Below are 15,595 nucleotides of genomic sequence, written 5' to 3'. Positions count from 1 at the left end.
CAATGAAAAAATATATAAAAAATAAAATTTTAATCCTTGTACCTTTAGTAGCTTCCGCTCTTTTGGTTTCTTGTTCAGAGGATTTTTTGGAGCCAGATCCGCTTTCGTTTTACGAGCCTGAAACTACATTTAGTACAGAATCTGGATTGCAGGCGGTTTTAGCTAGTGCCGATAAACAACTTCGTAATAATTACATTCACTATAATAATGCCGGTAACAGTGTGCCAATTGGTACTGAATATGTTTTCTCTGATATGTCAAAATATGGAAAAACAGATAATACGAGTACTATTTCTGATTTTGCCAATACTATAGTGCCTACTATGAGTTATAAAACTGCAACAAATGATGATTTTTACTTTGGATTTTATTGGACAGAAGCTTACACAGGTATTAAACATGCTAATACCGTACTGACTTATATTGATAAAGTGACAAGTTTAACAGAAGAAGTAAAACGTAAATACATTGGTCAAGCTTATTTTCATAGAGCGTATCGTTATCTGAATCTAGTATATCAATTTGGAGATATTCCATTGATTACAAAGATTTTGGAAGTTCCAAAACAAAGTTATTATTCTACTAAAAAAGAAGCAATTATCGAAATGATTACAGCAGATATGGAAAAAGCAGTAGAATGGGTGCCAGAACAATCTAAATTACCTTATTTAGGAGTAGTAAACAAAGGAGCATGTCGTCAATTGTTGATTAAGTGTTACTTAGCTTCTGGAAGATTTAAAGATGCAGAAAATCAGGCAGATTTGTTAATCAATCAATCAGGATATTCTCTAATGCAAGGTTCTTTTGGAACTTTTGACGCAGGAGGAAATCCAACAACATGGCCAATTACAAGAAACGTAATCTGGGATTTACACAGACCAGAAAATAAAGTTATTGCTGCTAACAGAGAAGCTATCCTAGTGATGCCAAATGGCGGAGTACAATCCTTTTTGCCATTTGCTTCTATGAGAATTTTTGGTCCAAACTGGAATTCGGGTACTTTAACTACTCCCGACGGTAAACAAGCGGCAAATCGTTTTGCATCAAATAATGCGAATTACCAAGCAAAATATGATTATGCAAGAGCTTTAGGACGTGGTATTGCTACTATTAGTGCTTCCTATTACTCACAACATCCTATGTGGGTTGTAAATGGTATTGAAGACAAACAAGATCTTAGACATAATAATACTGTTGGGAACTGGGTAAATATGGAAGACCTTAAATACAGTGATAAGACTTCTACATTCTATCAACAGAATTTTAGAATGAGAAATGGTACAACGTTGTTATCAAGAGATACTCTTCGTGAATGGTTTGATTTCCCATTGTATAAAATCTATCTGCATGATGTTGTAAATGAAACCAATCCAAATGCAAATGATTTTCAGGGAGCAAGTACAGGAAGTAAAGCACATTGGTATTTATATCGTTTAGCCGAAACATATTTGTTAAGAGCTGAAGCCCGTTTTTATCAAGGAAATATTGGAGGCGCTACTCAAGACGTAAATGTTATCAGAGCCAGAGCAGGTGCATCACAAATGTATGGACAAGTTACTATTGGTGATATTTGTGCAGAAAGAGGAAGAGAACTTTATCTGGAAGAATGGAGAAATGTGGAGTTAAAACGTATTTCGCACTGTCTTGCACTCAGCGGACAAGCAGATGAATGGGGCCAAACATACAGTAAAACCAATTGGGATAAACAGTCAGGAACTGATCCAGCTGGAGGCAGTTATTGGTATCAACGTATTTCACATTATACCCTTTACAATAAATATCCAAGTGGAATCATAGTGCCAAATGGAACTAAGTTTTATACTATGGACAAGCGTAATAATTACTGGCCAATTCCAAACAGCGCCATAACGGCCAATATTAAAGGTAAATTAAGTCAGAACTTTGGTTATGATGGTTATGATCCGAATGTTAAGGTTTGGGACAAATGGCAGGATGCTGTCGCAGATGAAAGTCAACTTTAAATATTTCTAAAAGAATAAACTTAAAACTGCCGTATCGAATTGTTCATGTTATTGCAGTTGAAACTTTATAAAGATTTCTAATTTTTATAAATACTGACTATTAAAGTATCATCTCTATTGTGTTTTGGAGGTGATACTAGTAGTCATTATAACTCGAATAAAAATATATTTTGGCTTTGATTTACAAAAGTTCGGGTTTAACAAAAACATAATTTCCAATACAATTTTGCCTGTTAATAAATGCGAAAGAAACTTTCGTACTCTTTTTTTATGCTTAAAAACAAAGAGTTTGACATTTTCTTACGCCAATAATTTTGCCGGTTAACAATGAAAGCATTCAACAAAAATTTTAAAATAATTTTTAAAACAAATACTTCATATGAAAAATCTCTACGCATTTTTATTATTATGGTTATCGGTTTTTGTATTCAAGATACATGCGCAAGTTCCTAATTTACCTGTAAAGGCAAATTTAGCGACAACATTAAATGGTTCTAAAACATTTACAAATGCTACAAGTTCAGATGTTATTTCTTTTCCATTATCCAATCAGACAGAGTTTACCTTAGAGGTAAAAGGCAAAGTTAATTCGGCTATTGGCAGAGGATTAGATGTTGAGGTTAAAAATGCAATTGGTGTCGGATTTAGAACTTCTTTAGACAAAACTACTTTTAATAGTACTACTATCTTATCAACTCCAGAAAAATTAAGTACTTCTGTAGATAATGCACAGGAACAAACTTATCGTTATGCTGTAAAAAATGGTGTTGTCAATATTTATCAGGATGGTCACTATTTAACTTCTAAAACTCTTGATTTTTTAAATGATACTTCTGGAGCTGCCATAGCATACGGCACTGACAATTTGTTGGGAAGATGGGCTGGAACTACTGGAAGTAACTCTGGAAAACCTAACGATTATGGTTGGGCAAGTACTTCAACAAGTCTTCCTTGGAATACCGCGAATTCAACTTCAGGAGTAAGATATTTAGATGTAACTTCTGGACATACATTCGAGTCAGACAATACTGTTTACAACGGAAGAATAATGTACATTCGTTGGGATAATGCAGCTTACTCAGCTGCGACATATAGTTATCCGATCAAACTGGAGCAAGGTTTACGATATGAATTTTCATGGATTTATGAATTCATTTCTAATGCCTCGCCAGGAGTAAAACTTAACGTAGCAATATCTTCAGGAGCTGACGGATCGGGAGTTATCGCTTCCAAAACATTTACAACAGGAAGTGCAAATAAATTGCGAAAAGGAGATTTATCTTTTGTTTCAAATTTAGATGGAAATTACTACCTGACTATCACGGGTGATTATGCACTTTTTGCTATTGCCGATTTAAAACTTAAATCTTCCAACTTAATCAATACTTGGGACGGTTATTTTAATGACAATGCAGGATCACCAGCCACTTATGGATGGACTAATGTTGCCTCTCCATCCATTTTTAATACCGCAAACAGTACAAGCGGAACACGATTTATGGATGTAACTTCGGGTCATACTTTTGAATCGGATAATTCAGTTTACAGCGGAAGATTAATGTATATAAGATGGGACACTACTGTTCTAGAGAATTCAGTTTATTCTTTTCCAGTGCAATTAGAAGCTTCAAAAGGATACCAATTTTCATGGTTATATGAATATATTTCAAATCTTAGTCCGGGCTCTCAAATGACTGTATCTGTTTCTACTGCTGCAAATGGTGGAGGAACAGTTTTAGAAACTAAAAATTTTACATCAGGAGCTGTCAATAAACTAAGAAAGGGAGATTTGTTATTTCAATCACAAACGGCAGGAACGTATTATATCAACATTAGCGGAGCCAAAGCACTTTTTGGAATAGCAGATTTAAAAGTTCAGGAACAACAGACAGCAAATATTGTAATTGGTAAAAACTATGCAGCTGGAGCTGTAGATATGGCAATTACTTCAGTTACATTCGAAAACGTAGCTTATTCACCAGAAAAAGTGATTAGTCCGTCACTTCAAACTGTAAACATTTCAAGCAATACAAGTACAGGAGCTTTTTCAAAATCAAAAGTAGTTTTAAGCGGAACAGCTTCGTTATACCTTAAAAACGGTTATAATCCTTTAATCAATTCAACAGTAAACTTAACTTCTACAGATAACAGTTTGTATTTTGAAAATATCAAACCTAGTGAAGTAATCAGTACTCAGTTACAGTATGTTTCGGTAAACGGCGTTTTAGCAAGCAATGGTACAACTGTAAGTGTTACCAATTATGGTTCAGGTTCAGTTGTTACGCCTTATGTTGCAGATTATAAGCCTTTGCAGGTTTTTACAGAAGAAAATTTTGGAGGAAGTTCTCAGCAATATGTTACAGTGACTCCATTTGATAACTTAGGATCATTTGATAATGCCATTAAATCATTCAAATTAAAAAAAGGATATATGGCAACTTTTGCTACAAGTGCAGACGGATCTGGATACAGCAGAGTTTATATTGCAGAAAATGAAGATCTTGAAATTTCAGCTTTACCAATTAATTTAAATGGAACAATTTCGTTTGTTCGAACAATGAAATGGCATCAGGTTAATAAAAAAGGACTTGCTGGCGGAAGTACAGAAGCTATTAATTCAACCAATATTACTTGGTATTACAATTGGAATACCGGAATGGATACTACACCAAACGTGGAATATGTTCCAATTCGTCAAACCCAATGGTGGCCAGCATTTGCACCAGCTTATACCAAAGAAGGATACACTCATTTATTAGGATTTAATGAACCAGATCGACCAGATCAGGCGAACATGTCCGTTGAAGCTGCAATAGATTCATGGCCAGCGCTTTTAAAATCAGGTTTAAGAGTAGGTTCTCCTGCAACTTCGGATCCGTACAATGCATGGATGGGGAATTTTATGACACAGGCAGAAGCTAAAAATTACAGAGTTGATTATGTAGCATTGCATTGTTATTGGTATAAAAGTGCCGCACAATGGAAAAGTGATTTACAGTACATCTACGACAAATACAAAAGACCAATCTGGATTACAGAATGGAATATTGGAGCAAACTGGACTGCAAATAATTTCCCAGATGATGTGACTACGCTGACAGATGCCAATGCAACAAAACATAAAAATGATTTAGCTGCGATTTTGGCTGTTTTAGAAGGTGCCGATTATGTAGAACGCTATTCGATATACAATTGGGTACAAGATGCCAGAGCAATGTATGTTACCATTAATGATGCTTTTAAAACAAGAAATCCAAACTGGCAAAATTATGTTTGGCTGCAAACCGCTCCAGTAATTTCAACAACAGCAACAGATTATACGGTTTTAACTCCTGCCGGACAATATTATGCCAATAATGCATCGGCAAAAGCTTATAGTTCAAGCAGAGAATATATTCCGTTATGGAAAACAAAAGTAGAAACCTTGAGTTATACGCTTTCTTCAGATTACAAAAATATTACTCTTAAATGGACAGGAACCAATCAGGAGTTAGTAAATAAATATGTTTTGGAAAGAAAGTTAGCTGGTGAGAGCGCATTTTCAGTTTTTTATGAATCAACCAATTACAATGTTATAGAGAAAATTGATTTGGTTCATTCACATGCAGAATATAGAATTAAAGTTATCGGTAAAGACAATGTGGAGTCGGCATATTCGGCGATATTGGTTTACGATCAGCCAGCTATTCCTGCCGTTCCGACAAATTTAACTGGAGAAGCGGTTTCATCATCAGCAATCAATTTAAAATGGTTGTCTGTAACAGGTGCTGAATCTTATAAAATAAAGAGATCTACAACAATTAATGGTACTTACGAAATCATAAATGCTTATGTAAAAGACACCATTTTCGCTGATACTAATTTAGAAGCAAACAAAGATTATTTCTATAAAGTAGCATCAGAAAATGCAGGAGGAGAAAGTGAATACTCTGTTGCTTTACAGGTTAAAACGTTGTCATCTGGTAGTTTATCAACAAAAAATGCAAATATAACGGGCTCCAATATGGATGGAAGTGTTTATACAATCAGCGCATTTCCAAATCCAACAAATGGTCAGTTTGACATTCTTTTGCCGCTGAACGAAAATAGTGCGAGAATCGGAATTTACACTTTAGACGGTAAAGTAATTTCAAACGGTGATTACAAAAATGTTGATGGTAAAATTCATTTGAATATTGAAAATCAGCCTTCGGGAATGTATTTGATTAAAATCCAATCACATCCTGATACAACACTTAGAATCATTAAAAAATAACGAATTGCAGAAAAATAAGTAAAGTTTGGTTAAGTGTAGAAGTGATGAGGGGTCTTTCGAGATCCCTTGTCATAATACAGAATCTTTAGCATTTACAAAGATTGTTTAAGATTAAAAATAAATATAAAATGAGATTTATGAGTAAGTTTTTGGTGTTAGGAATTGTCTTGATGCTGCTTTTTGGTTTCGTCAGATACAAACAAAAGGAATTGATTTCTGAAGATTTTAAGTTGGTTTGGGCAGACGAATTTAATACAAATGGTCCTCCTGATGAAAAAAACTGGAACTATGAAACAGGTTTTGTAAGGAATGAAGAAAACCAATGGTATCAAAAAGAAAACGCTGTTTGTAAAGATGGATTTTTAATTATTGAAGCCAAAAACGAAAACAAAATCAATCCGAATTTTGTATCTAAAAATCATAAAGATTTTGCCAAAAATAGAGATTCCATAAAAGTTACTTCTTCGTGTTTAATTACACGCGGGAAACATTCCTGGCAATATGGAAGATTCGAAATGAGAGCTAAAATTCCAGTAGGAAAAGGAATGTGGCCAGCCTTTTGGAGCTTGGGAATAAAAGGCAATTGGCCAGCAAATGGCGAAATTGATATTATGGAATATTACACAGGAAAAATTCTGGCTAATGCAGCATGGAAATCGAAAGAGTCTAAAACAGCCTGGGATAGTGAAACATTTAAACTAAGTGATTTTAAAGACAAGGTATGGGCAAACCAATTTCATATTTGGAAAATGGATTGGGATGCGCATTCTATTAAGTTATATGTAGACAATCAATTATTAAATGAAATTAAGGTTGACAAAACAATAAACTCCGCCAATCAGGAAATTATTCCGTTTCAACAACCTCATTATTTGTTGGTGAATCTCGCCGTTGGAGGAATAAATGGAGGAGAATTTACCAAAGCCGATCTTCCATCAAAATACATTATAGATTATATCAGGGTTTATCAAAAAAATAAGTAAAAAAAATGAAATTAAAATTTTCGATCATTATCAGTTTTGTATGTTCTTTTGTTTTTTCGCAAAACAATTATTTTGTTCCGGGAAAACAATGGAAAGATACAAATGGAGTTCATATTAATGCCCATGGTGGCGGTATTGTTTTCGTTGAAGGAACTTATTTTTGGTATGGAGAATATAAAACTTCTGGCCGTTCAGGAAATACCTCATTAGAAGGAATTAGTTGTTATTCCTCAAAAGATTTATACAATTGGCACAACGAAGGAATTGTTTTAAAAGTAGAACAAGATCCTAATTCAGAAATTACAAAAGGATGTGTAATGGAACGTCCGAAAGTTATTTTTAATAAAAAGACAGGTAAATACGTAATGTGGTTTCATTTGGAACTAAAAGGACAAGGTTATGATGCTGCAAAAGCTGCCGTTGCAATAAGTGATTCTCCTAAAGGACCTTTTAAATTTGCAAAATCATATCGTCCTAATAAAGGAGTTTGGCCTTTAGATTTTAAAGACGAAAACAAGAAGTCTTTAAATAATGAAACTTCTTTAAAATGGTGGACTCCAGAATGGCTGACTGCAATTAAAAACGGAATGCTGGTTCGTAAAGATTTTGAAAAAGGACAAATGTCAAGAGATATGACAGTCTATGTGGATGATAATGACAAAGCCTATTTGATTCATTCTTCAGAAGAGAACTTGACGCTTCATATTTCAGAACTTACAGATGATTATTTAGATTTTACTAATAAATGGACGAGAATGGCTCCGGCAGGTCATAATGAAGCTCCTGCTATTTTTAAACAAGACGGAAATTATTATATGATAACATCTGGTTGTACGGGCTGGGATCCGAATGAAGCAAGATCATTTAAATCTAAATCAATTTTTGGACCTTGGGAATCTTTAGGGAATCCGTGTGTAGGTAAAGATTCAGAACTTACTTTTCATTCACAAAGTACTTATATTCTTCCGGTACAAGGAAAAAAGGATCAGTTTATTTTTATGGCCGATCGATGGAATCCAAAAAATCCAATCGATGGTACTTATGTTTGGCTTCCAATAAAATTAGAAAACGATAAACCCATTATAAAATGGTTAGACAAATGGAATTTAGACACTTTTACAGAAAATCAATAAAAATAAAACAGTGCTAAGTACCAGTAAATTTATAAATTAGGAGTTACTAAATATGCCCATGGTTTTAAAAATGATAAAAATGAAAACTCAGCAAAATTATTTTAAACAAAAATCACATTTTGTTTTTTCGATGTTTCTATGTCTCTTTTATTTTTTTTTCGCTATTGCTCAGAAAAGTAAAACAGTAAAAGAGGCTATCCCTTTAGACTCGATCAGGTTAAGTGATCCCGCTATTTTAGCAGATAAGAAAACCAATATGTATTATATGACGGGTACAGGTGGGCGACTTTGGAAAAGCAAAGATTTAAAATTATGGAGCGGTCCGTATGATATTGCGAAAACAGATCCAAATTCTTGGATGGGACCAAAACCTATGATTTGGGCGGCAGAATTACATCTTTATAAAAACAAATATTACTACTTCGCTACTTTCACCAATCAAAAAAAGATTATAGATACCGTTGATGGAATCAGTATAGAACGTCGTGCGAGTCATGTTTTGGTTAGTGATAAAGCTGAAGGGCCTTATACACCAATGAAAGATGCAATTTATTTACCAGCCAATAAACCAACGCTAGACGGCACATTTTGGGTCGATAAAAACGGAAAACCTTATATGATCTATTGTTATGAATGGTTGCAAAACGGTAACGGAACAATGGAAAAAATAGAACTCAAACCAGATTTAAGTGGTTCAATAGGAGAGGGGAAATTACTTTTTAAAGCAAGCGATTCGCCTTGGAGCAGAGAAAAAGATAAGAATGGAAATGACAAACCGAATAAAGTTACAGACGGTCCTTATTTGTTTCATACAGGTTCTGGACGTTTAGGAATGATTTGGACCAGCTGGATTTATGATGTTTACACTCAAGGAGTAGCTTATTCTAAAAGTGGCACTTTAGACGGCCCGTGGATTCAGGAAAAAGATCCTATAACGCCTCCAAATTTCGGTCATGGAATGTTGTTTAAAACTTTTGAAGGCAAATGGCTAATGTCGGTTCATAGCCACAAAAAGGTTGGAGATAAAACAGTGAGAATACCAAAACTTTTTGAGGTTGATTTATCGGGAGATAAATTAGTGGTAGGAAAACCTTATTTGCCCTAAAACAGAAAACCAAGAAATGTATTGAATTGAAAAATTTGAAAAAAACTTTAAGAATGAATAATTTGAAAATGTGGCTTTTAACCACAATGTTTAGTCTGTCTCTATTTTCACAAAAAAAAGAAAATACCAATACCGTTTTTAAAATTGTTAAACCGGATTATAAACTAAGTCCTTATACTGGAATGACAAAGCAACATTGGAAAGATGCTGGACTTTATTTATTGGAAGGTGCTTTTAGCTACATTCATAATTTGGATGATCCGATGAAGTTTCCAAAACAACTAGGAAAAAGTTATCCGCAGGATGAAGGCAGAGTGCCAACAGAGAAACTGGAAGGTTTGAGCAGAACGCTATTTATTGCTTCTCCACTTCTTAAAGAAAATCCGAATTTGGTTATCAATAACATTAAGGTTGCTGATTATTACAGATATCAGTTTAGCAAATTAGTCGATCCAAATAGTCCGTCTTATATTGTTCCAAGACCTAAAAATGGTGGACCAAGTCAGAATTTGGTTGAATACGGAGCTATAGCGATGTCTTTGCTTACCAATCCTGAAGTGCTTTGGAAACCATTACCACAAGATCAAAAAGATGCATTAGCAAAATCAATGTTGAGTTATGGTGATGGACCAACAGTGTCGTCTAATTGGAAGTTTTTCAACATTTTCGTTTTGAGTTTTTTCAAAGAACAAGGTTACACAGTTAACGAAAAACTGTTGGAAGAATATCTGCAAAAATGTTTAAACGATTACAGAGGCGAAGGCTGGTATAATGATAGTCCTGCTTACGATTATTACAGTATGTGGGGATTTCAATTGTATGGTTCGCTTTGGGCTGAATATTTCGGAAACAAATATTATCCTGAATATGCTGCAAAATTCAGAAGTAATTTTAGAGATCTTAATTCTAATTATCCTTTGATGTTCAGCAAAAATGGCGAGATGATTATGTTTGGCAGAAGTATTAGCTATAGAATTGCATCAATTGCGGCTTTTCCTTTTATGGGATTAGAAAATGATCCGTCAGTCAATAATGGCTGGTTACGTAGAATTTCATCAGGAGTTTTAAAACAATTTTTAGAGAATCCTGATTTTATGAAAGACAATGTGCCAACACTTGGTTTTTATGGCGCATTTGAGCCAGCGGTTCAGGTTTACAGCTGTAGAGGAAGTGTGTATTGGATGGGAAAAGCTTTCATGGGACTTTTATTGCCAGATGATAATCCGTTTTGGACAGCAAAGGAAAATGAGGGAGATTGGGAAAACAAATTCAAAAAAGACAATGTCTATAATAATTTCTTAAATGGTTCAAAGATTTTAATTACAGATTACCCAGCTATTGGAGCTTCAGAAATTAGAGCTTGGTGTCACGAAAAAAAGAAAGATGACTGGCAGGGATTCAGATCAACAGAAAACTATAATCGTTTGTCTTACAACAGTGCTTTTCTTTGGCAGGCTGATGGTTCTAACGGAGAAGTGGCAATGAATTATGTTTTTAAAAATGCAAAACAAGAATGGGAACCATTGCGACTATTTACTTTCAAAAAGTTTGAAGATGGTGTTTATTACCGCAATGCCGTTTTAGAAACCAATGAAAAAATTCAGATGAATTTGGCTGATATTCCTTTGGCAAACGGTATTTTGAGAATTGATAAAAATAATAGTGCTGAGGCTGTTTCTGTTAGATTAGGTCATTATGCTCTTCCTCAATTAAACAAAGAAATTAAAACGACAACACAAAAAGTAGAAGGAAAAACAGTTACGATTATTGATAATGGAAAATATCAGGTAGCGATGATTCCGTTTTTAGGTTGGGATAATACTGAGGTTGTTTCTTGTAAAGGGTTACATCCTGAAAGTGAAATCAGTAAGGTAATTGATGTTACGAATAACTTTAATCCGAATGATAAAAAATCTACTGTTTATGCGACTTTGATGTTATGGAAAAAGTCTGGAGAAAAATGGAAAAAAGAAGAGCTTGTTCCAGTAAAAAGTATTGAACAGACTGCTAATTCAGTAGTAGTTCAATTCAATAATGGTGTAAAGAAAACAGTTGACTTTAATTGATTGTAATAGCTTGTATTTTAGTTTTATAGAGTGAAATGTGTTGTTAAATGTAAAAAAGATATAAAGATGAAACTCTTATTTTTTGCTCAAACGATTTGTCTTTTCTTGTGTTTGAATAGTTATGGTCAAAATTTCCGTTCCGAGAAAGAATTGGACAAATTGTTAGCTTCACATTTTTCTGCTGAAACGCCTGGTTGCTCCGTATTGGTATCACAAAATGGAAAAATAGTTTATAAAAAAGCTTTTGGAAGCGCAAACCTCGAATTAAACGTACCTATTAAGCCTGATATGGTTTTTAAGTTGGGGTCTATAACAAAACAATTTACAGCTGTAGCGATTTTACAATTGGTAGAGCAAGGTAAAATCTCTTTGCAAGACAGCCTGCAAAAATTTGTTCCAGATTTTCCATCAAATATCAAAAAGATAACTATTGAAAATCTATTGACTCATACCTCAGGAATAAAGGATTATATGCAGATTGACTTTCAGGAACCTTATTTAGAAAGAAGAGATTTTGAACCGAAAGAACTTATTGATCTTTTTAAAAATGTTCCATTAGAATTTGAACCTGGCACTAAGTATAAATACAGCAATTCGGGTTATTATTTATTAGGTTATATTATCGAAAAAGTAACGGGTAAAAGTTATAAAGCTTACTTGCAGGATAATATTTTGACACCTTTGGCTTTAAATCACACTTATTTTGACACCACCAATAACATTATTCCCAACAGAGTAAGTGGCTATAGAAAGGATAATGCGAAATTTAAAAATGCTGATTACTGGAGCATGACTATTGCTTATGCTGCAGGTGAATTGATTTCAAATGTTGAAGATTTATGGAAATGGAATGAAGGATTGTATTCTTATAAAATTCTAAAAAAAGAAACCTTAGAAAAAGCATTTGTACCCTTTAAACTAAAAGATGGAAGTCTGACAGAATATGGTTATGGCTGGATACTAAAAAATGTAAATGGAATAAAATCAATTGAACATGGTGGTGCAATTACTGGATTTTTAAGCAATGAAATCTATTATCCCGAAGAGAATGTATTTATAGCAGCATTATTTAATTGTGAATGTGCTCCAAAGGATGAAGTGTCGGTTGATATTGCCAGACTTGTATTGGGCAAAACATTTCAGAAGGAAGTAAAAGTAGATAGCGCCTTGCTAAGCCAATATGTTGGTATTTATACCTTATCGATAGATACAAATAGGACAATAACCATCACAAATGAAAATGGGCATTTACTTGCAAAGATTTCTGGACAGGGAACAATTCCATTAATTTTTCAATCGGAAACAAAATTTCAGTTTAAGAATATTTTAGGTGCAGAATGTGAATTCGTAAAAGAAAATGGAAAGGTTACAAAATTTAATATAAGTCAGAATGGGATTTTTGAATGGATTAAAATAAAATAATGCATTTTGAAGCGACGTTCAGGACAATTTTTTCAGTTTTTAGGAGAAGGACAAAACTAATTGAAATATGCTTTATTGTCTATTTTAATAAGTCCTTTTAAAGTAATGCAACTTTGGTCGGTAACTGGATTTAAAAAAATGTAACCCGCATCACTCAGTTGTATTAAAGCCTCCAATATTTCTACTTGTTCTTTTCTTTCATTAGAAATTCTATCGGAAGTTGCAGCAGAAATGGTTGAAGTTGAATTTATAAATGAAGTTAATTCTTCTAAAGTGAAACTACCATTGTATCGTGTTGAAAGTAGCTGCAAAATTTTTGTAAAAAGGGTAGGTAAACTTTCCATACTAAAATCGTTTTACTTCTATATACGAAGATCCACTCATTTTAGTTTTATACGATAATTGGTTACGATTAAACTTTCAATTATTTCTAATCTTATCCCGAAATTCCAAGGGAGCCATTTGTGTTCTTTTTTTAAAAAGTGTACTAAAGGACTGTGGATGTTCAAAACCAAGATTGTATGCAATTTCACTAACAGACAATTCTGTTGCCGATAGTTTTTCTTTGGCTTTATGGATTAGTTTTTCATAAATATGTTCTTTTGTGTTTCTTCCCGTATGTATTTTAAGAAAATCGCTGAGATAATTAGGAGAAAGATTCATCGCTTCGGCTATTGAACCAACACTTAAAAGACCTTTTTCTACCAAGTCATCATTGTAATAATCATTTATAAACTTTTCAAATTTTGTAAGCAGAGCATGACTGTTATTTTTTCGTGTAATGAACTGTCTTTCGTAAAATCGGCTGGAATAGTTTAGAAGCAGATCAATCTGTGATAAAATAATTTCCTGAGTATGACGATCAATATGTTGGCATTCTTTGTCGATTCTGTCCAATATTTCGATCAGATATTTTTCTTCTTGTTCTGACAGATGAAGGGCTTCATTTACTGCATAAGAGAAAAATCCGAAATCAAATATTCGCTGTGCTAAAGGATGTTTCAACAGAAAATCTTCGTGAAATATGAGTAAATAGCCCGCTCCACATTCCATATTATGATAATCCAAATACTGCACCTGATTAGGTGCAGTAAAACTTAGTACGCCTTTATCATAATCATAATGTCCTTGACCGTATCTGATTTTTCCTTTTGCCTCTCTTTTTAAAGCAACACAATAGAATTTATTGACAAAACCTTTCCATACTTCATCATCAAGAAAAACACTTTCAGATAAGTTGATAACACTAACCATAGGGTGTTTAGGTTCGGGAAGAGAAAGTAAGCGATGAAAAGCAGATACAGATGCAATAGTATTCATAAAAGCGTCTTTTTAAAGTTAGTCTAGAAGTCCCATACTGAATTCATCATAAGGAGCTCCGGTATCTGTTCCCAAAGGTACGATACTTTCAAGTTTTAGAAGATCGTTATGACTCAATTCTATATCCACCGAGGCTATATTTTGTTCGAGATACTTTCTGCGCTTGGTTCCCGGAATAGGTACAATTCCTTTGCTGATGATCCATGAGAGTGCAAGCTGAGAAGAAGTTACCTTTTTTTCTTCGGCCATTTTTTCTACTGCTTCTACAAGTTCAATATTTTTATGAAAATACTTTTCCTGAAAACGCGGAATAGCCCTGCGAAAATCATTTTCTGGAAGATCATCAATAGAACGAATTTGTCCTGATAAAAAACCACGTCCCAAAGGAGAATACGCCACAAAACCGATTCCAAGTTCTTCTAGTGTTTTCAAAACACCTCTTTCTTCCACGGTTCTTTCAAACAAAGAATATTCACTTTGAACAGCCGTTATAGGATGAATGTTATGAGCTTTTTTAATAGTTTCAGAAGACACTTCTGATAGCCCGATATATTTCACTTTTCCTTCTTTAACAAGTTCACTCATAGCATCTACTGTTTCTTCTATTGGAGTATTTTTGTCCAGACGATGCATGTAATACAGATCGATATAATCGGTATTCAAATTTTGGAGTGAACGTTCAACTGCTTTTTTGATGTATTTTTTGCTTCCGTTTATGGCCCAAGTTACTTTTCCGCTGTCATCAATTTCCCAGCCGAATTTTGTTGCTATGATATAGTTGCTGCGATCTTTTCCAATAGCTTTAGCAATTAGCTGTTCGTTTTTTAAAGGACCGTACAAATCAGCCGTATCCAGAAAATTACCTCCAAGTTCCAGCGAACGATGAATGGTATGAATAGCTTCTTTTTCATCTGAAGGTCCATACATATTACCTTCTTCAAAACCCGTCATTCCCATACATCCCAAACCAATTGGAGGAATGATTAATCCTTGATTTCCTAATTTAATCTGTTTCATCTTTTCTAATTTTTGTTCCATACAAATTTCGAAAGAAGACTATAACTAAAAGTTTGCAGATTACAGAAGATTGTATTCAGATTACAGGTAGTAAAATAGATTTCTAAAGTTCATAAATAACCGTACCGCCGTTTGGAGCCAATTTTAAATCAAGCTCCGTATTTCCAGAGAATTTTTTATTCATTAACTCCGAATCAGAATTTTGACTATCCTTGATGATTTTTGTGTTTTTACCTTTCAGCATCGGCAGATTAACGTGAATTGTCTTTTCTTTATTTTCACCATTAATAGCTGCTATATACCATTTGTTTC

At 33.9% G+C, this 15,595-nt stretch carries 11 protein-coding genes; 7 read left to right on the top strand and 4 right to left on the bottom strand.

What is annotated here, in order from left to right; all coding sequences use genetic code 11:
* The first annotated feature begins 2 nt into the window (after positions 1-2).
* The 7 genes from VGE71_RS13085 (at position 3) to VGE71_RS13055 (ending at position 12,946) form a co-directional block, all read left to right on the top strand.
* A complete protein-coding gene (locus tag VGE71_RS13085) occupies positions 3-1,982 on the top strand; it encodes a RagB/SusD family nutrient uptake outer membrane protein (protein ID WP_331138731.1) in 1,980 nt (659 codons plus the stop codon).
* A 379-nt stretch (positions 1,983-2,361) separates the two neighbouring features.
* Complete coding sequence (locus VGE71_RS13080) at positions 2,362-6,237, top strand: glycosyl hydrolase (RefSeq protein WP_331138730.1); 3,876 nt, start codon at positions 2,362-2,364, stop codon at positions 6,235-6,237.
* Positions 6,238-6,374: 137 nt separating this feature from the next.
* A complete protein-coding gene (locus tag VGE71_RS13075) occupies positions 6,375-7,220 on the top strand; it encodes a glycoside hydrolase family 16 protein (RefSeq protein ID WP_331138729.1) in 846 nt (281 codons plus the stop codon).
* Between the two features lie 5 nt (positions 7,221-7,225).
* The gene (locus tag VGE71_RS13070; protein ID WP_331138728.1) at positions 7,226-8,353 is read left to right on the top strand and encodes a glycoside hydrolase family 43 protein; all 1,128 of its coding nucleotides are present in this window, start codon (positions 7,226-7,228) and stop codon (positions 8,351-8,353) included.
* Positions 8,354-8,432: 79 nt separating this feature from the next.
* Positions 8,433-9,458, top strand: coding sequence for a glycoside hydrolase family 43 protein (locus VGE71_RS13065; protein WP_331138727.1), 1,026 nt, complete (start codon positions 8,433-8,435; stop codon positions 9,456-9,458).
* Positions 9,459-9,511: 53 nt separating this feature from the next.
* Entirely contained in the window at positions 9,512-11,524 is a 2,013-nt protein-coding gene (locus VGE71_RS13060) for a DUF2264 domain-containing protein (RefSeq protein ID WP_331138726.1), read from the top strand.
* Positions 11,525-11,590: 66 nt separating this feature from the next.
* Positions 11,591-12,946 carry a serine hydrolase gene (locus VGE71_RS13055; RefSeq protein ID WP_331138725.1) on the top strand — a complete coding sequence of 452 codons (1,356 nt, stop codon included), beginning with the start codon at positions 11,591-11,593 and terminating at the stop codon, positions 12,944-12,946.
* Positions 12,947-13,002: 56 nt separating this feature from the next.
* Here the strand turns inward: VGE71_RS13055 and VGE71_RS13050 are convergent, their stop codons facing one another.
* The 4 genes from VGE71_RS13050 to VGE71_RS13035 form a co-directional block, all read right to left on the bottom strand.
* Positions 13,003-13,290: a hypothetical protein gene (locus VGE71_RS13050; RefSeq protein WP_331138724.1), complete on the bottom strand. Its 288-nt coding sequence runs from the start codon at positions 13,288-13,290 to the stop codon at positions 13,003-13,005.
* Positions 13,291-13,366: 76 nt separating this feature from the next.
* Entirely contained in the window at positions 13,367-14,266 is a 900-nt protein-coding gene (locus VGE71_RS13045; RefSeq protein ID WP_331138723.1) for a helix-turn-helix transcriptional regulator, read from the bottom strand.
* Between the two features lie 18 nt (positions 14,267-14,284).
* Complete coding sequence (locus VGE71_RS13040; RefSeq protein WP_331138722.1) at positions 14,285-15,283, bottom strand: aldo/keto reductase; 999 nt, start codon at positions 15,281-15,283, stop codon at positions 14,285-14,287.
* Between the two features lie 103 nt (positions 15,284-15,386).
* A partial coding sequence (locus VGE71_RS13035) for a glycoside hydrolase family 97 C-terminal domain-containing protein (protein WP_331138721.1) occupies positions 15,387-15,595 on the bottom strand: 209 nt, incomplete at its 5' end.

This window comes from Flavobacterium sp., from assembly GCF_036405015.1.
Lineage (GTDB): Bacteria > Bacteroidota > Bacteroidia > Flavobacteriales > Flavobacteriaceae > Flavobacterium.
This window is presented reverse-complemented; position numbering and strand designations above follow the sequence as displayed.

What these genes read in the sequence shown, in the direction of transcription:
- VGE71_RS13085 (WP_331138731.1), top strand. Translation starts at nt 3, where the DNA reads ATGAAAAAATATATAAAAAATAAAATTTTAATCCTTGTACCTTTAGTA.
- VGE71_RS13065 (WP_331138727.1), top strand. Translation starts at nt 8,433, where the DNA reads ATGAAAACTCAGCAAAATTATTTTAAACAAAAATCACATTTTGTTTTT.
- VGE71_RS13080 (WP_331138730.1), top strand. Translation starts at nt 2,362, where the DNA reads ATGAAAAATCTCTACGCATTTTTATTATTATGGTTATCGGTTTTTGTA.
- VGE71_RS13055 (WP_331138725.1), top strand. Translation starts at nt 11,591, where the DNA reads ATGAAACTCTTATTTTTTGCTCAAACGATTTGTCTTTTCTTGTGTTTG.
- VGE71_RS13060 (WP_331138726.1), top strand. Translation starts at nt 9,512, where the DNA reads ATGAATAATTTGAAAATGTGGCTTTTAACCACAATGTTTAGTCTGTCT.
- VGE71_RS13045 (WP_331138723.1), bottom strand. Translation starts at nt 14,266, where the DNA reads ATGAATACTATTGCATCTGTATCTGCTTTTCATCGCTTACTTTCTCTT.
- VGE71_RS13075 (WP_331138729.1), top strand. Translation starts at nt 6,375, where the DNA reads ATGAGTAAGTTTTTGGTGTTAGGAATTGTCTTGATGCTGCTTTTTGGT.
- VGE71_RS13040 (WP_331138722.1), bottom strand. Translation starts at nt 15,283, where the DNA reads ATGAAACAGATTAAATTAGGAAATCAAGGATTAATCATTCCTCCAATT.
- VGE71_RS13070 (WP_331138728.1), top strand. Translation starts at nt 7,226, where the DNA reads ATGAAATTAAAATTTTCGATCATTATCAGTTTTGTATGTTCTTTTGTT.
- VGE71_RS13050 (WP_331138724.1), bottom strand. Translation starts at nt 13,290, where the DNA reads ATGGAAAGTTTACCTACCCTTTTTACAAAAATTTTGCAGCTACTTTCA.